A 26,226-nucleotide genomic window follows, 5' to 3' on the forward strand; every position below is an offset into this window, starting at 1 on the left:
GGCGAAGCGGGGCTTACTTGCCAAGTTTTCTGCGCTGCACCCGCGTGCGACGCAGCAGCTTGCGGTGCTTCTTCTTCGACATACGCTTGCGCCGCTTCTTGATTACTGAACCCATGAACTCCGCTATCTGACCTGTGACCGCTTGTTAAGGACTGCTAAAGGACTTGAAAATCTCGAGTCACTTTACCCGGCGGGCCGCACCGAACACCAAACCACCCAGTCGCGCGACCGCTCAAAAGGCCACGCGCCAGTCCCGACCCGTCCGCCGTCGTCTCGCGGCCAGGGGTGACTCAGCCGGCGTCGAAGTAGGACGTCTCCAGCATGTCGTGCACCGCCTTCGCGTGCACCCGGAAGGACCGGCCAACCCGCACCGCCGGTAGCTCTCCGTTGTGCACCAAGCGGTAAACGGTCATCTTGGAGACCCGCATCAGGGCCGCCACTTCGGCGACGGTGAGAAATTGTGTCCTGGCCTGGCTATCGACAGAAGCTGTATCCCGCGGCTTACCTGCGGAATCCCGCGCCGATGGCCCGTTCGTAGACGTCATCGCAACCCAATCGTGTCAGGCCCGCGCAACGCCAGCGGCTTCCCCTCCGCTGGCACCCACACGGGCATACACAAAGGAGAATAGCGGGACTAGTGGGGTTACTGGTACTGGTGGGGGACAATCATTTTAAATTTCTTGAATTATTCCGATGTAATTCTTAGCTGTTCAGAGCGCTTTTTAGCGGCCTGAACGGCCGCGTCGACGGCTGTCCGCAGGCCTCCTCGTTCGAGTTCGCGCAGCGCAGCGGCGGTCGTACCGCCCGGAGAAGTCACCGTGGCTCGCAGCTGGGCCGCGGCGGTATCCCCTTGCTTCCCCAGGGCCTCGCTGCCGGCCGGTCCCCGCTCCTGATCGAGCCGTTCCAGCAGCAGCGCCGCCGAACCGGCCATGGTCTGTGCCGTCAGGCCGGTCGCCACGTCCCGGCTCAGCCCCGCCGCGACGCCCGCGTCCACCAGAGCCTCGACCATCAAAAAGAAATAGGCGGGCCCCGAACCCGAAAGTGCGGTCACCGCGTCCATTTGAGACTCGGGGACACTCAGCACGCCGCCGACGGCCTCGAACAACGCCGAAACCTCCTCGAGCTGCGGGCCGGTGACAAAACGTCCCTTGGCCAGGGCGGTCACCCCCGCACCCACCACCGCCGCCGCGTTCGGCATCGCCCGGACCACCGGTGTTCCCGCCGGGAGCTTGGACTCGAAGTAGGTGACCGTGATTCCAGCCGCGACGGTGACGAAAACCTGCTCGGCGCTACCGTCCTCGGCCGCGGCGGCGACTCGGGCCAGCTCCCCCATCAACGACTCGACATCGGCGGGCTTCACCGCAACGACAACAAACGTGGCGTGCTCGACGGCGTCGGCCAGTGACGACGTCACCAACACCGAATAGGTGTCGGCCAGGTACTTGGCGCGTTCCGGCACACGTTCGGACACCACCAGGTCTTTGACCTGCCGACCTGCCCGAAGCAGACCCGACAGCAAGGCTTCGCCGATGCTGCCACCGCCTATGATCGCGATTCTCGCCATGGGAGAAAGCATCGCAGACGGCCGGGCTTCTCCCGGTTACCGGGGCGCGGGCACCAGCGCCAATTGGCGGGACTGGACAACGAGCCGGCCCAGGCTGTCGACGACGATGTGGTCCTCGTCGAACCAGTCGTGCCCGATCTCGAGGCAGGTGCAGATCACGCGCAACCAGCCGTCGGCGGGCAGTGCCCGCAGGAAGGCGGTGAGCGCAATCGTGGGTGCCCATCCGGTGCGCTGCACGGCGAAGGTCACCGGTGCAGATAGATCGCCGCACATCAGCGCGAAGAGGGCGTCAGGAGCAACGTCGCGCGGCCGCGCCCACATCTGCAGCACCGGCGGCCGCCCGTCGGTGCTGGGCGCAAGCGTGGACAGCAACGGCCGGACATCGCAGCCCTCGCCGAGGTGCACCAGCCCGGCCAGCGGGTGACCGGGCCCGATCGGCTCGACGTCGTCGGGCGGCTCTGCAGCCATCAGATCCGCGACGGGATTCGCCGACAGCAGCGGCGCCGTGTCACCGTCGGGCGAAAAGTGCTCGGGCTCGCCGAGGTTGACCACGGCGTGCACGGCGGTGCGATCGCCCTGCAGGAGTTCGACGTCGACAACACAGATCCGGCGGCCGCGCTTGCGGATCGAGGTCAGCAGCCGCATCGGTCCCGGATCGGGCGCCCACAGGAAGCTCGCCGACACCGCAACCGGCTCGAGTCCGGCCGGGTGCCCGGCGCACGCGCTGCGCGCGGCGTTGGCGCACAGCGCCAGCATCGCGCCGCCGTGCACCTTGGTCCCGATGGTCCAGTGCTTGTTGAGCTCTCCCTCGAATACACCCGGATCGACCTCCCGCAACGTCATTGCGGTGGTGAATAGCGCGGTCATGGTCTCCTGAGGGTCATCGCATCAAATGCGTGCGGGCGAATTGCAGCGATTCGGCGAGCATGGCTTCACGTTCGCTGGCCGAGCGCGCGGTGGACGTGGACACCTCGAGGATGACGTGGCCGGCGAACTGGCCGGCGGCCAGCATCTGGCACACCTCGGCGGTGGGTTGCGTGCCGCGCCCGGGCACCAGGTGCTCGTCCGACGGCATGCCGCTGCCGTCGCACAAATGCAGATGCACCAGGCCCGCGCCCATCCGTTCCGTCATTTCCAGCGCGTCGGTGCCTGCGGTCGAGGTGTGCGACAGGTCCAGCGTGTAGTGCGCGTGGTTGCCGTCCAGCGGGTCATACGACGGCGCGAACGCCGAAATCGCCGGTCCTGGGCCGCCGCCGCGCCTGCACATCCGCTCCCGCGACTGGTCGGCCCCGAAGAACCGGTCGGCCCGGAACGGGAACATGTTCTCCACCGCGACCATCACGTCGCTGGACGCTTCCAGGGTCGTCACCTGCTCGCTGAATCCCTCGGCGTAGCGCCGCTGCCAGCGAAACGGCGGATGCACGACGACGGTCTGCGCACCGAGTTGCTCGGCGGCCCGCACGCTGCGTTCCAGCTTGGGAATCGGGTTGGAACCCCACACTCGCTGCGAGATCAGCAGGCAGGGAGCGTGCACCGACAGCACCGGCACGTGGTAGCGCCGCGACAGCTTCTTGACGGCGGCGACGTCCTGGCTGACCGACTCGCTCCACACCATCAGCTCGACCCCGTCATAGCCGAGCCTGGCCGCATACTCGAATGCCGCCTCGGCCCTCAACGGGTAGACCGAGGCCGTGGACAGGCCGACCTTGATTGCGGGGCGCACAGTTTGCGGGTGACGCCTAGCCGGACTGCATGGATAGCGCCAGCGGTCCCAAGGTGATCAGCGCCCCGACCGCCACCGCGATCAGCGTGCTCGCGATGTCCTCGGTTTTGCGGACTACCCGCACCCCGGCCACCAGACCGAGGATGACCAGCACCGACAGCACCAGCGCTACCAGGCTGTTCCATCGCCACAGTTGGTCGAACGCGATGAAAAGCCCGGCGCCGAATGCGACGGCCAGCATTGACTGGAACACGATCAGGCTGCCGTGCCACAGCGCCGCTAATCGGCCCGGCGCCGGGTGCGCGTCCTTGGGCGGAGCCGCGGCCGGGTGGTCTTCCTCGACAGCCTTCGCGGCGTTCAGCGAGTCCGCGTCGGCTTCGTCGCGCTCGTCGCTGCGCCGTCGAGCCACCTCGTCGGCCAGGGTCTGCCCGCCGAACAGGGTCGAATCCGACGTCTGCAAGTAGGAACGCACGTAAGCCGAATCCTCGGTCGCGGGTTCGGCTTCGCGCACCTCGGAGTCCATCACGTCCACCGGCATATCCGCGTATTGCTCCAGCGGATCCGGGCTCATGTCCTCGGCGCCGGACGACGGCATCGGCGTCCCGGCAGGTTCCTCGGCTTGCTCTGCATCGCGGCGCGCGGGCCGCGGGTAGGCACTGCGCTCGGGCCCGACCCGGGGCGGCTGCGGTGGCGACTTGGGCCAACGCGGCTCTGCTTCAGTCCAGTACCCGGGTTTGGGCTGGTCCCGGGTAGCCAGTTGTTCGTCGACCGGCTTGGGGCTTGCTTCGGACTCGGTCTCGGCGACCTCGACCGAGCCGTGGGCTTGGTGTGTTGTCTCGTCGTGCTCGTCATCGTCGCGGATGACGGGAATCTCACCGGTCAGCTCGGCGACGGTCACCGCGTCGCTATCGCCGCGGCGGCGCCGCCGCCGTCGGGTGACAGCGGGGGAGCCAATGGTTCCGTTCCTGGCCAGCAGTTCGGCCACCGAGATGGGCCGAGTGCCGGGGCTCTCGGTCTCGGAATGTGGTCCGGTCATGGTTTGTCGCCTCTCGATCGGTTGGTGTTCCGATCAACTCCCTGACCTCCAGCATTGCGCACCGAAGTCTCTACGAGGGCGGTTCCGTCGGCTTCGCTGTCGAGCTTGCGCAAGATGAGACCTTCCCGTAATGCCCACGGGCAGATATCCACTGTTTCCATCGACAGTGCTCGCATGCTCGCCTCCGCCACCAGAGCGCCCGCCACGATCTGCGGCGCCCGCTCGGCGCTGACTCCTTCCAATTCCGCCCTGTCAGCGGTGGTCATCCTAGAGATGAAAGATATGAGTTGTCTGAGGCCGTTGGCGGTCAGGGTTCTCTTCACCCGTGGTCCGGCGGCTGACGGCGCCGCACCGGTGAGCCGCGCCAGCGAGCGGAAAGTCTTCGACGTCGCCACCGGGAGGTCCGGGGCGCCGGCGTCGAGCACGGCCGTGCTGGCATCCGCCAATTCAGTGTCCAGCCAATCGCGCAACATTGCCACCCGGCGCCGCCCGGGCGGATCGTCGGGCAGCCACTCGCGGGTCAACCGCCCGGCGCCCAGCGGCAGCGACAACGCCACTTCGGGTTCCTCGTCGACACCGCTGGACAGCTCCAGCGAGCCGCCCCCGATGTCGAGGTTGATGATTCGCCCGGCGCTCCACCCGTACCAGCGGCGCACCGCCAGAAAGGTCAGCCGGGACTCGTCCACCCCGGTCAGTACTTGCAAGTCGACACCGGTCTCTTTGCGCACCCGGGTCAACACGTCGTCGGAATTCTCCGCGTCGCGGACCGCGGAGGTGGCAAAAGCCATCAATTCCGAACAACCGGAGCTGACGGCGATCTTTGCGAACTCGTCGATCGTGGAGGTCAGCTTTTCGGCGCCGCGCTTGGTGATCTTGCCCGAGCTATCGGTGGCCTCGGCCAACCGCAACGTGGCTTTCGTCGAACTCATCGGGGTCGGATGCCCGCCGCGGTGGGCATCGACCACCAATAGATGGACCGTATTGCTACCCACGTCAAGCACGCCTAATCGCACGAAAACAAACTAGCGGGACACCGATGCGGTTTGGGTTGCGCCCCGCTGGGAAGCCCAACATTCCGGCGCGGCGAGCCACGATTCCGGGGCAAACCGGGATCCGCTGATCCATCACCGGGCGGGCGCGAGTGTCAGCAGGTCGATGGACACGAATATTGGTCTAACGTTGCATCCGTGGCGAATTCGCACCCCGAGCCTGGGCAAGAAGTGGAGTTGGATTTTGCCCGTGAATGGGTGGAGTTCTTCGATCCGGACAATCCGGAACACTTGATCGCGGCCGATCTCACCTGGCTGCTGTCCCGCTGGACGTGTGTTTTCGGCACACCGGCCTGCCGCGGCACGGTCGAGGGCCGCCCGGACGACGGGTGTTGCTCGCACGGCGCATTCCTGTCCGACGACGACGACCGCGCCAGCTTGGACGACGCAGTCAAACAACTCACCGACGATGACTGGCAATTTCGCGAAAAAGGCTTGGGCCGTAAGGGTTATCTCGAACTCGACGAGCATGAAGGCCAGCCCCAGTACCGCACCCGCAAATACAAGCAGGCGTGCATTTTCTTGAATCGGCCCGGCTTTGCCGGCGGGGTCGGTTGCGCGCTGCACAGCAAGGCGCTCAAGCTGGGCGTGCCGCCGCTGACGATGAAACCCGAGGTCTGCTGGCAGTTGCCGATCCGGCGCAGCCAGGAATGGGTGACGCGGCCCGACGGCACGGAGATCCTCAAGACGTGGATCACCGAATACGACCGCCGCGGCTGGGGCTCCGGGGGCGCCGACTTGCACTGGTACTGCACCGGCGATCCGGCCGCGCATGTCGGCGCCAAGCCGGTGTGGGAAAGCCTGGCCGACGAACTCAGCGAACTACTCGGCTCCAAAGCCTATGCCGAGCTGGCGGCAATGTGTAAGCGCCGCAGTCAATTAGGGCTCATCGCCGTGCACCCGGCGACTCGAATCGCTGAGTAACCGCACCCACCAGCCGGCCGGAGGTGGGCCCATGGATGACGAGATGCGATCGGCGGCGGCTCCGCGCTGGAAGGGTGCGGCCGGGCGGCTTGAAGTCTGGTACGCCACCCTCTCGGACCCGCAGACGCACGCCGGCCTGTGGGTTCACGGCGAGACGGTCGCCCCGACCCAGGGCGGTGACCCCTATGCACATGGCTGGGCAACCTGGTTTCCGCCGGACGGCCCGCCGCACACCGAACGGTTCGGCCCTGTGCCCGCTCTAGCCGCTGCCGGTGCGACCTGGTTCGATGCCGGGGGCATACGCGTGGGGCCCGAAGGCCTGGCCGGTCAGGCCGGAGCACTCGCCTGGGAACTGTCCTGGACGGACGCCGGAAAGCCGTTGTGGACGTTTCCGCGGGTGGCGTCGGAACGCGAGCTACTGCCCGGTGCTCAGGTGGTGGTCGCGCCTACCGCCGACTTCACCGGGTCGCTGACCATCGGCGCCGCGACTAGACGCGTCGACGGCTGGCGCGGTGCCCTCGCCCACATCTACGGGCACGGCAACGCCAAGCGCTGGGGGTGGATCCACGCCGACCTCGGCGGCGGCGACGTCTTGGAGGTGGTCACCGCGGTGTCACACAAGCCCGGACTGCGCAGACTTGCACCGATGGCGTTCATCCGCTTCCGTATCGACGGAAAGGATTGGCCCGCAAGCCCTTTGCCCGCACTCCGGATGCGGACCACGCTACAGCTGGGCCACTGGCAATTGAAGGGGCGCATCGGGAACCGCGCGGTGTCGATCCGGGTCGACCAGCCGGAGCAAAGGTGCGTGAGTCTGCGCTACACCGATCCCGACGGGGACACCGCGGTGTGCACCAACACCGAGCAGGCTGACATTCACGTCGAGATCAGCCACCGCGAAGGCCGTACCCGAGTCGTCGACCACAGCTGGTCAGTGTTGGGAACCGGGCACGCCGAGGTCGGCCTGCGCTGAGCGCACGTGCACGTTGCTGCGAAGAACCGGGGAGCCGCGCGCCGATTTACCGTGTCGTCGAGCGCGGCGACGCTGGCGGCGCGGCCGGATCCGCCTCTGTGCCAGCCATCGGCCAGCCAGGAGGCACCGACAACGCACCCAGCGCAGACGATGTGCCCGGGCCCGCACACTGCACGCGAACGCTAGAGAAATCGTGCCACCCTGCCAGCACCGGCACGTTCACCTCACCCATTTCAACCGGCGCTCTGGCCGAGGCCGGCGGCTAGGTCGGCGTCAGATAGTCGACGAGCCCAATCCGCGAGTCCCTCCGCATTGAACTGAGGCTGAATTGCCGACGTCCCCACCAAGCCCGGCGAAGCCGCCATCGGGGCGGCCGCCACGCCACTCGACGAACCCGACACAACAGCAGGGACCGGGGCGGCGGGAGCGACGCTGACGCTGCCGTGCGCCAGGACTGTGAGGACCCCGGTGGCGGGGTTCCAGCTAAACGCGCTGGCGGCGCCAGTGACGTCGACAGCGCCTCCCGTAATGGTCATGGACGCCGCCGTGGCGGAGTTGTTCAACGCATACATTGTGCCGGCCTCAACGGTGAAGGTGGCGCCCGACGAGGCGGGATAGAAGTAACCGCCAGCGGGCAAGGTGATGAGCCCCGTCGCGGAGCCGTCGGCCGTTTCGACCACCCCCTGGGCGACATCGACAGTGGCACCGGTGGAGGTGGCAAACCCGATCGGGAACCCGCGGAAGACCTGGACGCTGACACCGGGGTTAAGGGTGACCAAGGTGTTGCCGCGCGGCGCGAGGGTGATGATGTTGCCGGGCTGCAGGGTGGGATCCTGCAGCGGGCCAATGGCATTGGTAACTGTTTGCTGGGTGGTGTTCGTTGCCGACTGGCTCACCGCGCGGGCCTGGTTAGCGGGGCCGGCATCGTTAGTGGTCCGCGGCGGCTCCTCGAACGATTCCAGGGTGCTCGCCGTCGAAGCGTCAGCAGCATAGGCATACATGGCGGTGGTGTCTTGCGTCCACATCTCGATGTACTGAGCCTCGGTGGCCGCGATCGCGGACGTGTTCTGCCCGAAGAAATTAGTCGCCACCAATGCCATCAACTGCGCCCGGTTGGCCGCGACCATCGGAGGCGGCACCGTCATCGCAAACGCCGCCTCATAAGCCGCTGCCGCGGCGTAGGCCTGGGCGGCCGTTTGCTCCGCCTGAGCAGCGCTGATCTGTAGCCACGCCGTGTACGGCGCAGCCGCCGCAGCCATCAGCATCGACGACGGACCCGACCAGGCTTGGCCGGTTAGCAGCGAAACCTGCGACGCGTAACCATTGGCGGCAGATTCCAACTGGGCAAACACTGCATCCCAGCCTGCCGCAGCCGCCAACAACGGCCCCGAACCCGGCCCGGCATAGATGAGCCCGGAATTTACCTCAGGCGGCAACAACGCATAATCCACGACCTCAACCTCCCCCAGTTAAGGATGAAATCCTTTGACACGTGTTGCTAAAAGCGCCTCACATGTCTCCCCGTTAAGGATCAAATCCTCTGAAGCGTGTTGCTAGAAAGTGTCTAACGGGCCCGGCACAAGCGCAAGGGGGTTCGATAATGACCGCCGGTCAGTGGTAAGTGGGGTATCCCGCTCTCCGCGGCGACGCACTGCATTGATTTGCCAGCAGGCGCTTGCCTGATGGCATGTCCCCAGTGTCCCGACTGGCTGGAGCGGATTTTCAGCAAACAGAGATTCGGCGAGAATCGCAACGCGACGTACTGCCATGTGCGGCAACGCGTTTCGCGCGGGTCAGAGCTTTACAACAGACGAACGACTAGCCCTCGAGCTTGTAGCCCAGTCCGCGAACCGTCACCAGGTGCACCGGGTTGGCCGGGTCGGCTTCGATCTTGGACCGCAGCCGCTTGACGTGGACGTCCAGCGTCTTGGTGTCGCCGACATAGTCCGCGCCCCAAACCCGATCGATCAGCTGCCCACGGGTGAGCACCCGACCGCTGTTGCGCATCAGGTATTCGAGCAGATCAAACTCCTTGAGCGGCAAGGTAATTGTGTCGCCGCTGACCGACACGACGTGCCGCTCGACGTCCATCCGCACCGGGCCGGACTCGAGGACGCCGTCACTGATTTCGGAGTCGTCGTCGCCGCCCCGGCGAAGCACCGCCCGGATCCGCGCAATCAATTCGCGCGCCGAATACGGCTTGGTCACATAGTCATCGGCTCCGAGCTCCAAGCCGACCACCTTGTCGATCTCGCTGTCGCGGGCCGTCACCATGATCACGGGAACGCTGGAACGAGCGCGCAGCTGCTTGCACACGTCGGTGCCCGACATGCCCGGCAGCATCAGATCGAGCAGCACGATGTCCGCGCCGGCGCGATCGAACTCGGATAGCGCCGCGGGCCCATCGGTCACCACGGTGGCTTCGAAGCCTTCCTTACGGAGCAGGAAGGCCAGTGGATCGGCAAGCGACTCCTCGTCCTCCACTATCAGCACACTGGTCACGAGCGCCACTCCTCCTCATCGCTTCGCTCTGCATCGTCGTATGCGCTGGTCATCGACTTAGTTCTTCCTCTCGTTGGGACCTGTTGGGCCGCACCTCGCGAGCCCGGGGTTGCTCGGATTCTTCGTCGCGTTCGCTGTCCTGATAGGCCGGGATGGACAACGTGAACGTCGAACCGGTTCCCGGCTTGCTCCACACGCCGATGCTGCCATCGTGATTGGCCGCAACGTGCTTGACGATCGCCAGCCCCAGCCCACTGCCGCCGGTGGCTCGCGAACGCGCCTTGTCCCCCCGGAAAAACCGCTCGAAGACCCGTTCCTGGTCTTCGAGCGCAATCCCAATGCCGCGATCGGTGACCGCGATCTCGATGTTCTCGCCACGCCGGCGACGGCTGATCGACACCGGTGAACCCGGCGGCGAATAGGCGATCGCATTGGACACGAGATTGGCCAATGCGGTCACCAGCAGCGTTTGGTCCCCGAGTACCCGTAAACCGGCGGGCGAATCGGTACGAACCTCGATCTTGGCGTTGTCAGCGGCCACCTTGTGACGCGAAATTGCTTCGGACACAACGGTATCGACCTCAACAGCGGTGACGTTCGGCAACCGCTCGGCACCCTGTAGCCGGGACAATTCGATGAGCTCGGCGACCATGTCCCCCAGCCGGTTGGCCTCGATCAGCACCTTCTCGGCGAACCGGCGCACGGTTTCGGAGTCGTCGGCCGACGCCAGCAGAGCCTCGGCGAGCAGCGCCATGGCGCCGACCGGGGTCTTGAGCTCGTGGCTCACGTTGGCGACGAAGTCACGCCGGGTGGCCTCCATGCGGGCGTAGTCGGACTGGTCGTGGACGAAGACCACGGCGAACCGGCGATCCTCTTCACTGAGCAGCCGGGCTTGCCCGTGCACCGATATCCCGGACCGCCCGGCGGCCGCGCGCTTGCCGGGCTGTAGGTCGAATTCGGCTTCCTCACCGCCCAGCGCCTGCTGCGCCGCTTGCCAGGCTTGGTCGTCGAGCTGCCGGTCGCGCACCAGGCCCAATTCCTTGGCTCGCTCGTTGAGGTAAACGACGTCGCGGTGTGAATCCACCACGGCGGCACCCAACGGCATCAGGGTGACGATCTGCTGCAACATCTGCGCGATGGTGATTCCAGTCGATTCGGTGGCCGCTCGTTGACGGCGTCGGACCACACGTGCAGACAAACGGGTGCCGGCCGCCACACCAACGGCCAGCGTCAGCAAGGACAAGACCCCGGCCAGCAACAGCGCCGAGAACACAGTCACGAACCAAATTCTACAAATCTGGTGAACGCAGCCCTAGCGGAACGAGGCCAAAATCGGACAAGTCACAACTTGCGCCACAGGTGTTCGGCTGCCGTTCATGCGAAATTTGGCCAGAGGGCCTTTTGCGCTCAAAAGCGACGAAAATCAGGCGGCGCGGCCAACCTACCGGGCTCCCTGGCTGGCTACCGCCGCGGCGCCGGCTGCCGCAGCGTCGGGGTCCAGGTAGGTACCGCCCGGCACCACCGGACGGAGGTCCGCGTCCAGGTCGTAACGCAGCGGAATCCCGGTCGGGATGTTCAGCTCGGAGATCTCACCGTCGGAGACCTGGTCGAGGTGCTTGACCAGGGCGCGCAGCGAGTTGCCGTGGGCGACGATCAGCACCGTCTTGCCAAAGCGCAGATCCGGGACGATGACGTCGGTGAAGTACGGCAGGAACCGCACCACCACATCGGCCAGGCATTCGGTCAGCGGGCCGCCGCCGATATCGGCATAACGCGGGTCGGCGTCCTGGCTGAACTCGCTGCCCTTCTCGATTGGCGGCGGCGGGGTGTCGTAGCTGCGCCGCCACGCCATGAACTGCTCGTCGCCGTAGCGGGCCTTCGTTTCGGCCTTGTCGAGGCCTTGCAGCGCGCCGTAGTGACGTTCGTTGAGCCGCCAGCTGCGGTGTACCGGGATCCACAGCCGGTCGGCCGCATCCAGTGCCAGGTGTGCGGTGGTGATCGCGCGTCGCAACAGCGAGGTGTAGAGCACGTCGGGCAGCAAGTTATGTTCGGTCAGCAGCTTGCCGCTGCGAACCGCTTCGGTGCGGCCCTTTTCGGTGAGGCCGACGTCGACCCACCCCGTGAACAGGTTCAGCGAGTTCCATTCGCTTTCGCCGTGGCGAAGCAGTACCAGCGTCGCAGTGTCACCCATGCCGGTCAGTCTCTCACGCACTCATTCAGCGGTCGTCATCGTCGTCGTCGATCAAGTGGGCGAAGGCCTCCAGATTCTTCAGCGACTCGCCACGCGACACCCGCCAATCCCATTCCTTCTGAATCGATGAGCGAAAACCCAACTCCAGCAAAGTATTAAAGTCCGCATCCACCGCTTCGAGTACCTGCCCCAGCACTCGATCGATCTCCTCGGCGTCAACCGATGCCAGCGACATCCGGCCAACCAGATAGATGTCGCCGACGTTGTCCAGCGTGTAAGCGACTCCGTAAAGCCGGCGGTTGCGCCTGAGCAGGAACCGGTAGACGCCCTCATAGTTCTCGTCGGGCTTGCGGCACACGAACGCCTCGACGCGCACCGAGTGCTCGCCGATGCTCAGGATGGTGTTGGTCTTGAGCTTGCGCTCACCGGGCAGCTCCACCACCAGCCCCGGCTTCCCACCATGTGCGCCTTCGTGTTTCGAGTACGTCAGATCGCTGGCATCGAGGGCACGCTCGATCAGCTGCTGCACGGACGAATTCACGCGCCCACCCCGCGACGCGGTGTCCAGCGGCGCGGTTTGCGGGCGGCGACCCGGTCGCGAACCCGGCGCTGCCGCGCGGCGGTGAAGTCGCCGATGGCCCGCCGGTAGCTGGCCAGCAACGCGTCAGTGGTGCTTTCCCAGGAGAATGTCGCCGCGTGCGCGGCCGCGGCCCGGCTCATCGCCGTGCCCTGCGGCGTGCCGTCCAACCGCAGCAGCCCATCGAGTGCGTGCGCCCAATCGCCGACGTCGTGCCCGGAAACCAGCGAGCCGGTGACACCGTCGCGCACCGCCACCGGCAGCCCGCCGACCGCCGCCGCCACCACCGGAGTTCCGCAGGCCTGCGCCTCGACGGCAACCAAGCCGAAAGACTCCGAATAGCTTGGCACCGCAACAAGATTCGAGGCCTGGAACAAGGTGGCCAGATTCTCCCGGGACTGCGGCGGCAGGAACGTCACCCGCGCCGCGATCCCGAGTTCGTCGGCCAGCCGAACCAAACCGTCCGGGGTGGCCAGGCCACTGCCCGACGGCCCGCCGGCCACCACGATGCGCACCGCCGGCAGTTTCGCCGCCGCCCGCAGCACGATGTCGGGCGCCTTCAACGGCTGGATGCGCCCGACGAACGCCACGATCTGTTCGTCGAGCGGCAGTCCCAGCGCGGCCCGCGCCGCGCGGCGATCACCCGGATGAAACACCTCCAGGTCGACGCCGGGATGAACCACGTCGATTCGCTCCGGACCGGCGCGATGGATCGAAATCAATTGCCTTGCTTCATCATCGGTGTTGACGATCAGCCGGTCTGCCTCATCGACGACCTGCTGCTCCCCCACGGTGCGCAGCGGCGGCTCGGGCGCATCGCCGTTGGCCAGCGCCGCGTTCTTGACCGCGGCAAGCGTGTGCGCGGTATGCACCAGCGGCACCGCCCAGCGGTCGCGGGCCAGCCAGCCGACCTGACCGGACAGCCAGTAGTGGGAGTGCACGATGTCGTAGTGGCCGGGCTCATGCGACGCTTCGGCACGCAGCACCCCGGCCGCGAACGCGCACAGCTGGGTGGGCAGGTCGTACTTGTCCAGGCCCTCGAACGGTCCCGCCACCACGTTGCGCACCAGCACGCCGGGCTCAACCTGCACGACCGGCGAATCGACCGACGCGGTGGCCCGGGTGAAGATCTCCACCTCGATACCGCGCCGGGCCAGATGCAGCGCACTTTGCAGCACGTACACGTTCATCCCGCCGGCGTCGCCGGTGCCCGGTTGAGCCAGGGGTGAGGTGTGCACTGCCAGTAGCGCGACCCGGCGTGGATCGCTGCGCAGGAGGACGTCGTCGTGCCGCACACTTTCATCTTTACAGGACGGGCTTTCACCCAACCCAGCCCGCGTGCGGCTTGTTCGCGTCAGGCGGAAGACTCCGGGATGATTTCCGGGATCCGGGAGCCGATCACACCGGCACGGCGCATCGCACCCAGCGGGTCGGCGTACACCCCGCCCAGCGACACAATTCCTGCTCCGGCCTCCTGCACCCGGTTGCCGAAGGCGGTGACGCGGACGTCCCGCGGCGCCAGCACCGAGCGCTCGGTGAACGCCTCCTCGACCCGCTCCATCGCCTCCGGATATTCGGTGAAGGCCTGGCCGCCGACCACCAGCTCGTCGGGATTGAGCAAGTCACGCAACAGCGCGACCGCCTCGCCGAGCACCCGGGCCCGCTCCGAGAGCAGATCTTTGGCTTGCTGGTTCCCGGCCCGGGCCACCCGCAGCAGATCGGTGATCGCGGTGGCGGAGCCGTTGGCACGGCCCGCGGGAGCCGTCGGCAGGATTCGCAGCCGGCGCGCCGCCGCCAGCACGGCCTCATCGCTGACCGTGGATTCGAGCTGGCCGCTGCCGCCGAGCAGCTCAGAGTGGGCCGGCAGGCCCGCGATGGTGCCGGGGCCGCTGGACGGGCAGTGCACTCGTCCGCCGATGACCAGCGCGTAGCCGACGGTCTCGCGGGCGTAGACGTACAGGCTGGTCGGTGAGCTCGGCGCGAACCGGCGCATGCCCAGCAACAGCTCGGCTCCGGCCATCGCATCGACGTGCGAGGCGACCGACACCGGCAGGCTCAGCGCGTCGGCCAGCACCGGTCCGACCGGCGCTTGCCGCCAGCCCAGCCGCGGGTGGTCGACGTGACCGGTGGTGCCGTCGACCGTGCCACCGATTGCCACCCCGACCCAGAGCGGCCGGCGGCGATGCCAGCGCCGCAGGTAGCGGGTGGCGCTCTCGGCCAGCGACGTCAGCGCGGCTCCCGGGGGGCTCAGCGGCGTCGGGGTTTCCACCGTGTCCAGCGTGCGGCCGAACAAATCGGTGGCCACGATGCTGGTGGTCCGCGCGCCGATGTGGATGCCCAGCGTCACGAACGGTTCGTGGTTGAGCTCCACCGGTACCCGAGGGCGTCCGATGGCACCGGAAACCGCTAGGTCGGCACGCTCCCGCAGCAAACCCGCGTCGAACAGCGCAATTACTTGCCTGTTCACCGTCGCGATGCTCAGCGACGTGACTCCGGCGATGACGTCGCGGCCGACTGGGCCGCGCAACCGGACCGCCCGAAATACCGAGGCCGCGGCGGAGTCGGAGATGTGCAGCGACGGCGGCAGAATCTGGCGGTGCAGCCGCAGGTGACCCTTACGGCTGGGCGAATGAAGTGTATGAGTGAGAGAAGTCGAGCGCACGAGCGTCCTTTGTCCGAGTTCCAAATGGCCGGTCTTGGCCACAACCTGTGTTGGGTTCAGGCGCGGCAAAGTGCGCGGCAACAACACGCACATGCCGCGCAAAGACACGCGGCTGTGTTGCTGAACTGGGCGCTGTGGTGCACACGAGAAATTTAGCACGTTCATTAGAGTTGTCTCGGTGAGTTCAGCTAATGCGGATCAACGAGTTGCAGTGGTCACGGGCGCAAGCTCCGGTATCGGCGAAGCAACCGCTAAAACCCTTGCAGCCCTTGGGTTTCACGTTGTCGTTGTGGCGCGCCGCGCCGATCGGATAAATGCCCTGGCGAACGAGATCGACGGCACGGCAATTGTGGCTGACGTCACAGACGACGCTGGGGTCGAGGCGTTTGCGAGCAAATTGAGCCGGGTCGATGTGCTGGTCAACAATGCCGGGGGCGCTCGCGGATTGGCACCTGTCGCCGGCGCCGACCTCGAGCACTGGCAGTGGATGTGGGAGACCAACGTGATCGGCACGCTGCGGGTCACCCGCGCGCTGCTGCCCAAGCTGATCGACTCTGGCGACGGCCTGATCATCACCGTCACCTCGGTCGCCGCCTTCGAGGTCTACGACAACGGCGCGGGGTACACGGCAGCCAAGCACGCGCAAGGCGCGCTGCATCGCACCCTGCGCGGCGAGCTACTGGGCAAGCCGGTACGGCTCACCGAAATCGCTCCGGGCGCGGTGGAAACCGAGTTTTCGCTGGTCCGCTTCGACGGCGATGAGCAACGCGCGGGCTCGGTCTATGACGGCATCACGCCGCTGACGGCGGCCGACGTGGCCGAGGTGATCGGGTTCGTGGCCTCGCGGCCTTCGCACGTCGACTTGGACCTGATCGTGCTGAAGCCGCGCGACCAGGCCAACACCATGCGGTTTAACCGCCGGGGCTAGGCGACGTCGTGGTGGTGGTGGTGGGTGTGCCCGACAAACTCGGCGCGGTCGACGGTGTGACCGGCGCGGTGAGCGGGATCTGGCTGGCCGGCGGATGCGCGTTCGGCGTCGGCAGCGCCGACATGGCCACCCAGGTATCCCAGTCGACGGCCCAGTCCCAGATGTCGCCGTCGGAGTAGGACAACTGGATGGTGCTGCCCGTCACCTCGACCGGGTCGCCGTAGATCGCTGTCGGGTAGTACTCCGCGGCGTCCTCGGTTGACAGGTTGATACAGCCGTTGGTGACGTTGGTGTTGCCCTGTGCTCCCGCGCTCGATGGGTTGGCGTGAATGAACTCGCCGTTGTTGGAGATCCGCACCGCCCAGCGCTCGTGCACGTGGCTGTAGCCGGCGGCCGGGTTGGACATGTAGAAGTCGGCGTACTTCTCGGTGACCACGTGGATGCCGTTGCGGGTGACGTTGCGTGCCTTGTCGGCCTCGCCGTAGCTGCACGGGAAGTCCATGATCACGCCGGCATCGGTGATGACCTGGATGCGGTGCGACGGCACCTCGGCCTTGACCACCTGCTTGCGGCCGATCTGGATCTTCAACGACATGTCCTGCAGCCCGTAGGCGCTGTCGCCGAACGGCAGCCCGTAGAACTTCGCGTCGACATTCACGGTGGTGCCCGCCGGGTAGTACTCGCGCGGCCGGTAGTGGATACGTGCGCCCTGCTGCTCGTCGGGCAGCCAGGCCCAACTGCCCTCCACGGGCGGGTTGGTGGTCACGGTCAGCGCCTTCTCGACGGCGGCCTTGTCGGTGATCGGCGCGTCGAATTGGATGATGATCGGCGCGGCGACGCCGACGGTCTGACCGTCGGCCAACTGGAAGCCGCCGTCGATCTTCTTGGTGGGCGCCACGGTGGTGAACTTGCCCGTGACGGGAACGGCCTTGCCGTCGTGGCCGACGACCGATCCGCTCCAGCTGTAGCTCGCGTCGTAGCCCAACGGCTCGGTCGTCGTGTAGACGGTGCGGTCTTGGTTGAACGCCCCGGCAACGGTCTTGCCGGACGAATTCGTCAACGCCACCTTCTGGAACCAGCCGTCGCTGACCGAAACACTGACCGGCGCGATGGGGACTACGTCGGCGGCCGCGTCGGCGGGCTGGTACTTCAGATTTGGTGCCGACTGCTCTTTGTTCTTGTGCGCTTGCTTGGCCACGGTGCCGCTGCAGGCGGCCAGCACACTCGGCGCGAACACACCCAACCCAAGGGCCGCCAAAGCCAGGCGCCGGTTCACTGGCGGCGGGGCGTCGGAAGTGCTCACGACAATAAAAGATACCGGCAGGACCGACACCGTCGGCGCCACAATCAGTCGGGAAAGCGTACAGCTAGACCAAATTCACAGCTACAAGCCACAGCCCACCAGGACAGGTTCGGGTTCCAGTGTGATGGCAAACACGGCGCGGACCCCGTCGCGGACGGCTCGAGCGAGCGCCATCACATCCGCGGTGGACGCGTTGCCGCGATTGCTCAGAGCAAGCGCGTGCTTGGTGGACAACCGGCACGGGGCGGACAGATCCGCCGGATAACCCTTGCCGAACCCCGCGTGCTCCACCAGCCAGCCGGCGGCCAACTTGACGCCGTCGGGTGCTGGATAGTTCGGCACCGGCCCGTCGGTCCGGGCCGCCAGTGATTCATAAACGCCCGGCGCGACAACCGGGTTGGTGAAGAACGAACCCACGCTCCAGGTGTCGTGGTCGGCCGCGTCGAGCACCATGCCCTTGCGCGCCCGCAGGGCCAGCACAGCCTCGCGAACCGCCGCCGGTTCGGCACGCTCACCGCTGGTCGCGTTCAGCGCCGTCGCGAGTTCGCCGTAGCGCAAGGGCGCGCTGCGGCCCGAGTCGTCCAGCGCGAACTCCACTTCCAGTACGACCGCTGGGACCCGCTGACCGCCGGCTCGCTTGAACATGCTGGTGCGGTAGCCGAAGCCCAGCTCACCGCCCGGTATCCAGCGCACCGCGCCGCTGCCGCGATCCAGCACGCGGACGCGGCTGATGGTGTCGGATACCTCTGCGCCGTAAGCCCCGACGTTCTGCACGGGGGTGGCACCGGCCGATCCCGGGATGCCGGACAGGCATTCCAGCCCGCCCAGCCCGTGCTCGATGGACGCGAGCACCACGTCGTCCCAGACGGCGCCGGCCTCGGCGCGCACCACGTTGCCGTCGACGGTGATCCCGCGAGTGGCCAACTGCACCGCGGTCAGGTCGGTCAGGTCGTCGGCGATCACCAGGTTGGAGCCACCGGCGAACACCAGTACCGGTCCGCGGCTTGCCCGGTCCAGCTCCGCCAGCACGGCGACGATTTGTTCGCTGCTGGTGCAGGTAATCAGGCGTCTCGCGGCCGGTCCCACCCGCAAAGTGGTCAGCGGAGCCAACGGCGCCGCCTCGGCGACGCGCGCACCCGCGTACAGCGATCCGGTCACGGGCCGTAACGGTAGCCTGACCAGCTATGCCCCGCTCATTCGACTTAGCCGCGGATTACGCGGACAGTGTCGAAAAGCTTCATCGGGCCTTCAGCGAGGCGGACTACTGGCGGGCCAGGCTGGCCGACATTCCGGTCGACCGCGCGAGGCTGGAATCGATCCTGGTCGGTGGTGAATCCGGGGACGACGGCACCATCGAAGTGGTGACGCTGCAGGAAGTGCGCAGCCACAACCTGCCGGCCATGGTCACCCAGCTGCACCGTGGCGATCTCGCGAAGAGACGTGGGGACCAGTCACCGACGGCATCGCGGTGGCGTCCATCAAAGGCTCGATCGTGGATACCCCGGTGAACGTCTCGGGCACCGCCGAGCTGTCGCCGATAGCTCGCGGCGGCGCGCGTCTGACGTTCCGAATCACCATCCACGTGCGGATCCCCCTCATCGGCGGCAAGGTGGAGAAGATCATCGGCATTCATCTGGCCGATCTGGTGAGTAGAGAACACCGCTTCACCACGGAATGGATCACCAACAACGCGTGATTCGCTCCTAAGCTGACCTGGCCGCCTCCGCAACGCTCCGCAAACCGGAGCGCATCGTCACCGAGCCTAAGCTGGCGGCCATGCGAATTGCGTTGGCGCAAATGCTCAGTGGCAGCGATCCGGCGGCGAACCTGCAGCAGGTGCGCGGCTACACCGCCCAAGCCGCCGCCGCCGGTGCCAGCCTGGTGGTGTTCCCCGAAGCGACCATGTGCCGGTTCGGCGTGCCGCTAGGACCGATCGCCGAGCCCGTCGACGGCCCGTGGGCCGACGGTGTCCGGCGGATCGCGACCGACTCCGGCGTGACGGTGATCGCCGGGATGTTCACCCCGTCCGGCGACGGGCGAGTGACGAACACGCTGATCGCGGCTGGTCCGGGCACTCCCAACCAGCCGGACACCCATTACGACAAAATCCATCTCTACGACGCGTTCGGCTTCACCGAGTCACGTACCGTGGCGCCCGGCCGGGAACCGGTGGTGATCACGGTCGACGGGGTCGCAGTGGGCCTGAGTGTTTGCTACGACATCCGTTTTCCGGAGCTCTACACCGAGCTGGCCCGGCGCGGGGCCCAGCTCATCGCAGTCTGCGCGTCCTGGGGTTCGGGTCCCGGAAAGCTCGAGCAGTGGACGTTGCTGGCCCGCGCCCGCGCGCTCGACTCGATGAGCTACGTTGCCGCGGCCGGTCAGGCCGATCCCGGTGCCACCCTGGACAGCTCGGGATCTGCCTCCGGTGCGCCGATGGGGGTCGGCGGCAGCCTGGTGGCCTCACCGCTGGGTGAGGTGGTCGCCTCGGCCGGCTCGAACCCGCAGCTGGTGGTTGCCGACATCGAGATCGACAACGTCGCGAAGGCCCGGGAGAGCATCGCAGTGCTGCGCAACCAGTCCGACTTTGCTCGTAGGGATAGGGCAGAATCGGTCGGGTGACGAACCCGCAAGGACCACCGAACGAGGGCCCGTCGTCGCAGGCTCCTCCCGGGGATTACGGACCCTTCGGGCCAATCTTCACCGAAGGCCCTACCGAGGGGTTGGGCGCCGACGATGCGGGCTCGCTGCCGAACACCGCGACCGCGGCGCAATACCCGGCGGGCGCGGACACCCAGCAGGCCGACTACACACCGCCGCCCGCTCCCGCAGCCCCGACCGAGCGCATTGCCCCGATCGGCGAACAGCCGGCACCGGCGAAGAAGAAACGACTGCGCGACCCGCTGTCGCTGCTTTTGATCGGCATCATCGTGGTTTCGCTGGTCGTCGCGGGATTGATCGGCGGCGAGCTGTACGCCCGGCGCGTGGCCGACACCAAGGTCGCCGAGGCGGTGGCCTGCGAGGTCAAGGATCAGGCCACCGCGTCGTTCGGGGTGGCACCGCTGTTGCTATGGCAGCTCGCGACGCAGCACTTCACCAACATCTCGGTGTCGACAGCGGGCAATCAGATCCGCGATGCCAAGGGCATGAAGATCGACATCAACATCAAAGACGTCAAGCTGAACAGGACCGAGTCGTCGAAGGGCACCATCGGGTCGCTCGACGCGACCATCACCTGGACGAGTGACGGCATCAAGGGATCGGTGCAAAACGCGATACCGGTGCTGGGGCCCTTCGTCACCAACAGCGTGATCACCCATCCCGCGGACGGCACCATCGAGCTGAAGGGATTGCTCGACGACATCACCACCAAGCCAGTGGTGTCCGGCACCGGGATCAAGCTGCAGATCCAGAGCTTCAACGCGCTCGGCTTCACCATGCCGAGAGAGAGCGTGCAATCGACGCTGGACGCCTACACCGCAAACCTGACCGGCAATTACCCGTTGGGTATCCACGCGGACCGCGTGCAGGTGACGTCTACCGGCGTGACAAGCCACTTCTCGACCCAGAACGCCACCATTCCCACCGGCAGCACCAACCCCTGCTTCGCCAACATCTAAGCGCCGGGTTAGCCGAGTCCGTCAAGAACCGCCCGGGTGCCCGATAGGCCAAGCCTGGTCGCGCCGGCGTCCACCATCGCGATCGCGTCGGCCGCGGTGCGGATTCCGCCGCTGGCTTTGACCCCGAGGCGGCCGCCGACGGTCTCGGCCATCAGCGCGACCGCGCGCACCGATGCCCCGCCCGCGGGGTGAAACCCGGTCGAGGTTTTGACGAAGTCCGCGCCGGCCTCCTCGGCGACGCGGCACACCTCAGTCAGCGTGCGACCGTCCGAATCGCCCAACAGCACAGCGGATTCCACGATCACCTTGAGCACGGCCCCCGGGACCACGGCCCGCACCGCCGCGATGTCGGAGCGCACCGCGTCCAGCTCTGAAGCCAATGCGGCGCCGACGTCGATGACCATGTCGACTTCGCTTGCACCGGATGCCACCGCGCGAGCCGCCTCTTGCGCCTTGACCGCCGACGCGTGCTTGCCCGACGGGAAACCCGCCACCGTCGCGACCCGCACGCCCCCGGCCGCGACGGCGACCTCCACCATCGACGCAGAGACGCAGACGGCGTAGACACCCAAGTCGGCGGCTTCGGCCATCAGTGCGACGACATCGGCCTCGGTGGCCTCGGGTTTGAGCAGCGTGTGGTCGACGAGTGCGGCCAGCTGCTCACGATTCAGCGTCACGAGAACGATTCTTCCGGACCGCCGGGATTGCACCCGGACGCGAACATCTCGGTGTCGTCGACGACGGGCCGCCAGGGCTCGAGATTCCAGCTGGTCTTGCCGGGTTGCGCCGTTTCGGCGAATTGCCAATGGCAGATGAATTGCGCCCGCATGCCGGGGGTGTCCGCGTCCGGCGCCATCGCCAGCACCTCGGACCAGGCTTTGTCGGCCGCATCTGTCGTGCCGGGTTGCCGTGACGCCAGCCGCCCGGATGGTGTGGGGAAGACCCGCAGGCTGGTCAGCCGTGCCCACTGCGCCCATGCGGTGTGGTCGACAAAAGGCGGGGAGTACACCGGATTCGGCGTCTCGGTGCCGGGATCGGCGGAGGCCGTCTCCGGGAGCAGGCCCAGCAGCGCGAGAACCGCCGCCGCAGGCGCGGCCAGCAGGGGCTTCATCGCGTCAGCGCGACTTACCCTGAATTTCGAGAAGTTTGGGCCGCACGTCGACCAGATACACACCGGCCGCGCATGCCGCGATCGCCATTCCCAGCACGCCGAAAACGAAGCTCAGGATGGAAGTCAGCGCAACAGCCAGGCCCAGGATCACCAGCCACACCGGCTTGGTCAGCTTTTCGGCGGCGGTGTAGGCGTCGGGGCGCTGCATCGCAGCATGCACGAACGCGTACACCGACATCACCAGGACGCCGATCTGCAAGACCAACATGACGGTACCCACGAGGTGACTCACGACTTAAGGGTATGCGGGCACCGTCAGAAACGTCGAATCCGAGTTGCCCCGAAGGGCAACTCGGAATCCGAACTACTTCTGGGTGACCTTCTTGGCCGCGGTCTTCTTGGCGGGAGCCTTCTTGGCCGGGGCCTTCTTGGCGGGCGCCTTCTTGGCCGGGGCCTTCTTCGCCACTGCCTTGCCGGCCGACTCGGCCTTCTTGGGCAGCTCGATGCCGACCAGCTTGGCCGCACGCTCACCGACCGCGCGAGTCTGCGTGGCGACGGTGCCCAGGGCCTCCTGGGTCAGTTCGACGGCCTGGTCGACGTAGCCCTCGGCGCGAGCCGTGGTTTCCTCGAAGGGCCGCTGGCTCCGCAGGCGCTGCAGCGCGGCCTCGCCCCGCTCGACCAGCTCGTTGTAGCGGTTGGTCGCGGCGTCGAGGTAGCCCTCGGCGGCCTTGCGCAGCTCGTCGGGAGTGAAGCGCTCACGCAGCTCGGTGAACTGCTCGGGCAGGTCCTCCTGCAGCTTGGCGATGCGAGCGCGGCTCTCCTCGACCCGGCTGCGGGTGTCGGTGCGGGTGTCTTCGGCCCGGTCACGCAGGCTGCCGAGCAGCTCGTTCACCGTGGCCAGGGCCAAGTCTGCGGCACCCAGGGCCGCCAGCAGCGGCGCCCGAAGCTCTTCGATGTTCGTGTTTTCAGCCATGGTTTTTCCTTTCATGATTGGTTGTCGTTCTTAGGGTTGTGAAGCGTCTGGTTTGGAAGTCGAGGCAAGCGTCGGCTCCTCGTGCGAGGAGTAGTCAAGACCCGCGGATTGACATGGCACGCGGCTTGCCGGGAAACCTCCTGGTTGGTCGGGTCAGGTTGACGATCGAGTGGGTTTCGGCGCCGCACCGCGCCTTGAAACCAATGAGGATCAAGGGATCCTTCCCTTCTAGGTAACCCGGCGGCCCTTGGGATATACGTCACCAACTCAAACTCAGGCGATTTCGCAGCTGAGCGGGCCGGGCCGGGCTACGTCACTCGTGGCTATCGGATTCGGGCGGACACTCCTCATGGATCGATTCGTTTTGCTGGGCAAATGAGGCATAGATCTCGAGCAAAATCTGCTTCTGACGCTCGGTGATCGCCGTGTCGGTGATGATCGCGTCACGCACCTGGCTCTTGTCGCTCGGCTCAAGGATTCCGGCGCGCACATAGAGGACTTCGGCGGAGACCCGCAGCGCCTTCGCGATTTGACTGAGGACGTCGGCGGAGGGTTTACGCAGGCCGCGCTCGACCTGGCTCAGATAGGGATTGCTGACACCGGCCAGTTCGGCGAGTTGTCGCACCGAGACCTGAGCGAGCTCGCGCTGACTTCTGATGAAGCTGCCGATATCGGACGCCGCGGTAGACACCTTGGCGGAGAGCGTCTCCTCCGGTGACATTGCGTGCTCCTTGGGTCCGATGGCCGACCTTGACAGGAACAGAGCGTACGGACATGTGCTTGCATTTGCAAGCAGTAGTTAGCACCCCTAGAAGAACCGCTGCGCTATCGCGTAGATCGCCAGCCCCGCGAGCGACCCGACCACGGTGCCGTTGATCCGAATGAATTGGAGGTCACGGCCCACGTGCAGCTCGATTCGCCGGCTCGCCTCCTCGGCATCCCAGCGTTCGATCGTGTCGGTGATGATCGCGGTGATCTCGACGCCGTACTGCGAGACGAGATGTTGAGCGGCCCGCACAATCCAGCCGTCGACCTTGTCACGTAGCTCGGCGTCGTCGCGCAGTGACTCCCCGATGCGAACGACGGCGTCCGCGATGCGGGTGCGCAACGCGCTGGACGGATCGTCGACGCCCTCGAGCACCAGCCGCTTCAGCGTCGTCCACGCCGTCGCGGCCGCGTTGGCGATCTCGTCGCGGGCCATCAGCTGCTCTTTGATCGCGTCGGCGCGCACGATGGTGTCCGGGTCGTGTTGCAGGTCGTCGGCGAACTCGAACAGGAAGCGGGTCGCCGAACGGCGCAACTCGTGGTCGGGGTTGCGCCGCACCTTGTCGGTGAAGTCCATCAATTCGCGGTGGATGCGGTCGCCGACGAGATGGTCGACGAACCGCGGCGACCAGGTCGGCGAGTCACGCTCGACTACTCGCTGGATGATCTCGCCCGCGTTCAGGGACCACTGAAAGGCCCGATCGGCGAGCAGCTGGATGAGGGCTTCCTGCCGGTTCTCGGCGAGTAGCGTCGCCAGCACCCGCCCTACCGGTGGCCCCCACTGCGGTTCGGCGATCCGCCGCACGATCATCTTGTCGATCACCTGCTGGACGTCCTCGTCACGCAGCAGCTCGACGAGCACGCGAAGCACCGTCGCAGCCTCGCTCGCCACCCGCTCGGCGTGCGCCCGCTCCGAAAGCCACTTGCCGAGCCGCCCGGACACCTGGGCGTCGCGCAGCTTCGTCTCCACCACCGCCGGCGACAGGAAGTTCTCCCGCACAAAGGTCCCCAGACCCTCGCCGAGTTGGTCCTTCTTCCGCTTGATGATCGCGGTGTGCGGGATCGGTATGCCCAGCGGGTGCTTGAACAACGCGGTCACCGCGAACCAGTCCGCGAGGGCACCCACCATGCCCGCCTCGGCGGCCGCACCGACATAGCCGACCCAGACGCCCACGCTGCCGTGCGCCTGCGCCCATCGACAGGCGAGGAACACGCCGGTGGCACCAATCAAGAAACTCAATGCCACCAATTTCATCCGGCGCAGCCCTATCCGGCGCTGCGCGTCCGCCTCCGGGTCGGCTCCAGCGAATGACTCCGCGAAGGATGTGCGGGTCCGCTGCGCCTCTGACGACGTGGTTGGCTGCGGCCGCGGGGCGGCCGGCTCCGATGCCTCGGTTCTCGGCGAGGCTCTATGTACCACCACACCATCATGTATCGCCTGGGCCAATTCGTGTTACGACACCACCGCCCGCCGTCCCCGGAGATGGCGTCCCGTCCGCCAAACAGACCCCCTCCGTCGTAGTATCGGGGACGTCTAGTGAATGGGAATCGTCGACAGTGACAGAGCAAATCCCGGCTGTAATCGTTAAGACGGACGGTCGCAAGCGGCGCTGGCATCAACACAAGGTCGAGCGTCGCAATGAGCTGGTTGACGGCACGATCGAGGCAATTCGCCGACATGGCCGCTACCTCAGCATGGACGAGATCGCGGCGGAGATCGGGGTTTCCAAGACGGTTCTGTACCGCTACTTCGTCGACAAGAACGATTTGACGACCGCGGTGATGCGCCGGATCGCGCAGACCACGCTGATTCCGAACATGGCCGCGGCGCTGTCCTCCAATCTCGACGGCATCGACCTGACCCGCGCGGTGATCCGCGTCTACGTCGACACCGTCGCGAACGAACCGGAGCCATACCGGTTTGTGATGGCGAACAGCTCGGCCAGCAAAAGCAAGGTGATCGCCGACTCCGAGCGGATCATCGCCCGCATGATCGCGGTGATGCTGCGCCGCCGCATGGAGCAGGCCGGGATGGACACCGGCGGCGCGGAGCCATGGTCCTACTTGATCGTCGGCGGTGTGCAATTGGCCACTCACTCGTGGATGTCGAACCCGCGGATGAGCAGAGACGAACTGATCGACTACTTGACCATGCTTAGCTGGAATGCACTGTGCGGAATCGTCGAAGTGGGCGGATCGCTGGAGAAGTTCCGCGAGGAACCCCATCCTTCGCCGATCGTGCCCCCGCGCGAGTCCTGAACGATCCCCGGCGTGCCGCTCGTTTTGTGAATTGCCCCTGCTCCATGTGACTCTAGGTGACGGCCGCGA

At 66.5% G+C, this 26,226-nt stretch carries 29 protein-coding genes and 1 pseudogene; 7 read left to right on the forward strand and 23 right to left on the reverse strand.

What is annotated here, in order from left to right; translation table 11 throughout:
• Positions 1–13: 13 nt before the first annotated feature.
• From H7K34_RS20830 to H7K34_RS20860, 7 genes are all read right to left on the reverse strand, one after another.
• Complete coding sequence (locus H7K34_RS20830; protein WP_003402602.1) at positions 14–115, reverse strand: 30S ribosomal protein bS22; 102 nt, start codon at positions 113–115, stop codon at positions 14–16.
• A 175-nt stretch (positions 116–290) separates the two neighbouring features.
• A complete protein-coding gene (locus H7K34_RS20835) occupies positions 291–545 on the reverse strand; it encodes a cell division/environmental response transcriptional regulator (protein WP_108926097.1) in 255 nt (84 codons plus the stop codon).
• Between the two features lie 140 nt (positions 546–685).
• Positions 686–1,564 carry a pyrroline-5-carboxylate reductase gene (gene proC / locus H7K34_RS20840; RefSeq protein WP_201263613.1) on the reverse strand — a complete coding sequence of 293 codons (879 nt, stop codon included), beginning with the start codon at positions 1,562–1,564 and terminating at the stop codon, positions 686–688.
• A gap of 36 nt (positions 1,565–1,600) precedes the next feature.
• Positions 1,601–2,431, reverse strand: coding sequence for a thioesterase family protein (locus tag H7K34_RS20845; RefSeq protein WP_264063964.1), 831 nt, complete (start codon positions 2,429–2,431; stop codon positions 1,601–1,603).
• Positions 2,432–2,444: 13 nt separating this feature from the next.
• The gene (locus H7K34_RS20850; protein WP_264063965.1) at positions 2,445–3,287 is read right to left on the reverse strand and encodes a sugar phosphate isomerase/epimerase family protein; all 843 of its coding nucleotides are present in this window, start codon (positions 3,285–3,287) and stop codon (positions 2,445–2,447) included.
• Positions 3,288–3,303: 16 nt separating this feature from the next.
• Positions 3,304–4,323 (reverse strand): hypothetical protein, encoded by a 1,020-nt coding sequence (locus H7K34_RS20855; RefSeq protein ID WP_264063967.1) that lies wholly within the window; start codon positions 4,321–4,323, stop codon positions 3,304–3,306.
• Positions 4,320–5,336, reverse strand: coding sequence for a Ppx/GppA family phosphatase (locus H7K34_RS20860; protein WP_264063968.1), 1,017 nt, complete (start codon positions 5,334–5,336; stop codon positions 4,320–4,322). Before H7K34_RS20860 ends, H7K34_RS20855 begins: the two co-directional genes overlap by 4 nt.
• Before the next feature lie 174 nt (positions 5,337–5,510).
• Here H7K34_RS20860 and H7K34_RS20865 point away from each other — a divergent pair, with 174 nt between their 5' ends.
• Together H7K34_RS20865 and H7K34_RS20870 are read left to right on the forward strand one after the other, a co-directional pair.
• Positions 5,511–6,296, forward strand: a complete 786-nt coding sequence (locus H7K34_RS20865; RefSeq protein ID WP_108926092.1) for a hypothetical protein — start codon at positions 5,511–5,513, stop codon at positions 6,294–6,296.
• A gap of 31 nt (positions 6,297–6,327) precedes the next feature.
• Complete coding sequence (locus H7K34_RS20870; protein ID WP_264063969.1) at positions 6,328–7,269, forward strand: hypothetical protein; 942 nt, start codon at positions 6,328–6,330, stop codon at positions 7,267–7,269.
• A gap of 46 nt (positions 7,270–7,315) precedes the next feature.
• On the opposite strand, the gene H7K34_RS26990 is transcribed toward H7K34_RS20870, so the two are convergent.
• From H7K34_RS26990 to H7K34_RS20905, 8 genes are all read right to left on the reverse strand, one after another.
• Positions 7,316–7,501 carry a PPE family protein, SVP subgroup gene (locus H7K34_RS26990; RefSeq protein ID WP_372510826.1) on the reverse strand — a complete coding sequence of 62 codons (186 nt, stop codon included), beginning with the start codon at positions 7,499–7,501 and terminating at the stop codon, positions 7,316–7,318.
• 1 nt (position 7,502) lies between these two features.
• Positions 7,503–8,720 (reverse strand): PPE family protein, encoded by a 1,218-nt coding sequence (locus tag H7K34_RS26665; RefSeq protein WP_272896336.1) that lies wholly within the window; start codon positions 8,718–8,720, stop codon positions 7,503–7,505.
• 367 nt (positions 8,721–9,087) lie between these two features.
• Complete coding sequence (regX, locus tag H7K34_RS20880; RefSeq protein ID WP_108926088.1) at positions 9,088–9,771, reverse strand: two-component sensory transduction protein RegX; 684 nt, start codon at positions 9,769–9,771, stop codon at positions 9,088–9,090.
• Between the two features lie 49 nt (positions 9,772–9,820).
• Positions 9,821–11,050 carry a sensor histidine kinase gene (locus H7K34_RS20885; protein ID WP_108926087.1) on the reverse strand — a complete coding sequence of 410 codons (1,230 nt, stop codon included), beginning with the start codon at positions 11,048–11,050 and terminating at the stop codon, positions 9,821–9,823.
• Positions 11,051–11,212: 162 nt separating this feature from the next.
• Entirely contained in the window at positions 11,213–11,962 is a 750-nt protein-coding gene (locus H7K34_RS20890) for a phosphoglyceromutase (protein WP_264063970.1), read from the reverse strand.
• 25 nt (positions 11,963–11,987) lie between these two features.
• Complete coding sequence (locus H7K34_RS20895) at positions 11,988–12,503, reverse strand: type III secretion system chaperone family protein (RefSeq protein WP_165839911.1); 516 nt, start codon at positions 12,501–12,503, stop codon at positions 11,988–11,990.
• On the reverse strand, positions 12,500–13,834 hold the full coding sequence (mshA, locus tag H7K34_RS20900; RefSeq protein WP_264063971.1) for a D-inositol-3-phosphate glycosyltransferase: 1,335 nt from the start codon (positions 13,832–13,834) through the stop codon (positions 12,500–12,502). Before mshA ends, H7K34_RS20895 begins: the two co-directional genes overlap by 4 nt.
• 59 nt (positions 13,835–13,893) lie before the next feature.
• Entirely contained in the window at positions 13,894–15,201 is a 1,308-nt protein-coding gene (locus H7K34_RS20905) for an ROK family protein (protein ID WP_264063972.1), read from the reverse strand.
• 178 nt (positions 15,202–15,379) lie between these two features.
• On the opposite strand from H7K34_RS20905, the gene H7K34_RS20910 reads away from it, so the two are divergent.
• Positions 15,380–16,129 (forward strand): SDR family oxidoreductase, encoded by a 750-nt coding sequence (locus H7K34_RS20910; protein WP_108926085.1) that lies wholly within the window; start codon positions 15,380–15,382, stop codon positions 16,127–16,129.
• Here the strand turns inward: H7K34_RS20910 and H7K34_RS20915 are convergent.
• Both H7K34_RS20915 and H7K34_RS20920 read right to left on the reverse strand, forming a co-directional pair.
• Positions 16,113–17,474, reverse strand: coding sequence for a L,D-transpeptidase (locus tag H7K34_RS20915; RefSeq protein ID WP_372510828.1), 1,362 nt, complete (start codon positions 17,472–17,474; stop codon positions 16,113–16,115). The genes H7K34_RS20910 and H7K34_RS20915 overlap by 17 nt on opposite strands.
• Before the next feature lie 39 nt (positions 17,475–17,513).
• On the reverse strand, positions 17,514–18,614 hold the full coding sequence (locus H7K34_RS20920; RefSeq protein ID WP_372510863.1) for a UDP-N-acetylmuramate dehydrogenase: 1,101 nt from the start codon (positions 18,612–18,614) through the stop codon (positions 17,514–17,516).
• A gap of 2 nt (positions 18,615–18,616) precedes the next feature.
• Between H7K34_RS20920 and H7K34_RS20925 the strand changes: the two are divergent.
• The 3 genes and pseudogenes from H7K34_RS20925 to H7K34_RS20935 all read left to right on the forward strand — a co-directional run bounded on the left by H7K34_RS20925 (position 18,617) and on the right by H7K34_RS20935 (position 21,049).
• Positions 18,617–19,128: pseudogene (locus tag H7K34_RS20925) on the forward strand (DUF2505 domain-containing protein).
• A gap of 80 nt (positions 19,129–19,208) precedes the next feature.
• The gene (locus tag H7K34_RS20930; RefSeq protein ID WP_264063975.1) at positions 19,209–20,051 is read left to right on the forward strand and encodes a carbon-nitrogen hydrolase family protein; all 843 of its coding nucleotides are present in this window, start codon (positions 19,209–19,211) and stop codon (positions 20,049–20,051) included.
• A gap of 125 nt (positions 20,052–20,176) precedes the next feature.
• A complete protein-coding gene (locus tag H7K34_RS20935) occupies positions 20,177–21,049 on the forward strand; it encodes an LmeA family phospholipid-binding protein (protein ID WP_372510864.1) in 873 nt (290 codons plus the stop codon).
• A gap of 8 nt (positions 21,050–21,057) precedes the next feature.
• On the opposite strand, the gene deoC is transcribed toward H7K34_RS20935, so the two are convergent.
• The 6 genes from deoC to H7K34_RS20965 form a co-directional block, all read right to left on the reverse strand.
• Entirely contained in the window at positions 21,058–21,726 is a 669-nt protein-coding gene (gene deoC / locus H7K34_RS20940) for a deoxyribose-phosphate aldolase (RefSeq protein ID WP_264063977.1), read from the reverse strand.
• Positions 21,723–22,160 carry a DUF2599 domain-containing protein gene (locus tag H7K34_RS20945; protein ID WP_264063978.1) on the reverse strand — a complete coding sequence of 146 codons (438 nt, stop codon included), beginning with the start codon at positions 22,158–22,160 and terminating at the stop codon, positions 21,723–21,725. Before H7K34_RS20945 ends, deoC begins: the two co-directional genes overlap by 4 nt.
• Before the next feature lie 4 nt (positions 22,161–22,164).
• Positions 22,165–22,452 (reverse strand): DUF2516 family protein, encoded by a 288-nt coding sequence (locus H7K34_RS20950; protein WP_036466514.1) that lies wholly within the window; start codon positions 22,450–22,452, stop codon positions 22,165–22,167.
• 72 nt (positions 22,453–22,524) lie between these two features.
• Positions 22,525–23,133: a heparin-binding hemagglutinin gene (locus tag H7K34_RS20955; protein WP_108926076.1), complete on the reverse strand. Its 609-nt coding sequence runs from the start codon at positions 23,131–23,133 to the stop codon at positions 22,525–22,527.
• A gap of 313 nt (positions 23,134–23,446) precedes the next feature.
• The gene (locus H7K34_RS20960) at positions 23,447–23,854 is read right to left on the reverse strand and encodes a helix-turn-helix domain-containing protein (RefSeq protein WP_108926075.1); all 408 of its coding nucleotides are present in this window, start codon (positions 23,852–23,854) and stop codon (positions 23,447–23,449) included.
• Positions 23,855–23,941: 87 nt separating this feature from the next.
• A complete protein-coding gene (locus H7K34_RS20965; RefSeq protein ID WP_372510829.1) occupies positions 23,942–25,321 on the reverse strand; it encodes a DUF445 domain-containing protein in 1,380 nt (459 codons plus the stop codon).
• A gap of 134 nt (positions 25,322–25,455) precedes the next feature.
• Here H7K34_RS20965 and H7K34_RS20970 point away from each other — a divergent pair, with 134 nt between their 5' ends.
• Positions 25,456–26,157 (forward strand): TetR/AcrR family transcriptional regulator, encoded by a 702-nt coding sequence (locus H7K34_RS20970; protein ID WP_108926074.1) that lies wholly within the window; start codon positions 25,456–25,458, stop codon positions 26,155–26,157.
• Positions 26,158–26,226: the final 69 nt, after the last annotated feature.

The organism is Mycobacterium montefiorense (genome assembly GCF_025823255.1).
GTDB lineage: Bacteria > Actinomycetota > Actinomycetes > Mycobacteriales > Mycobacteriaceae > Mycobacterium > Mycobacterium montefiorense.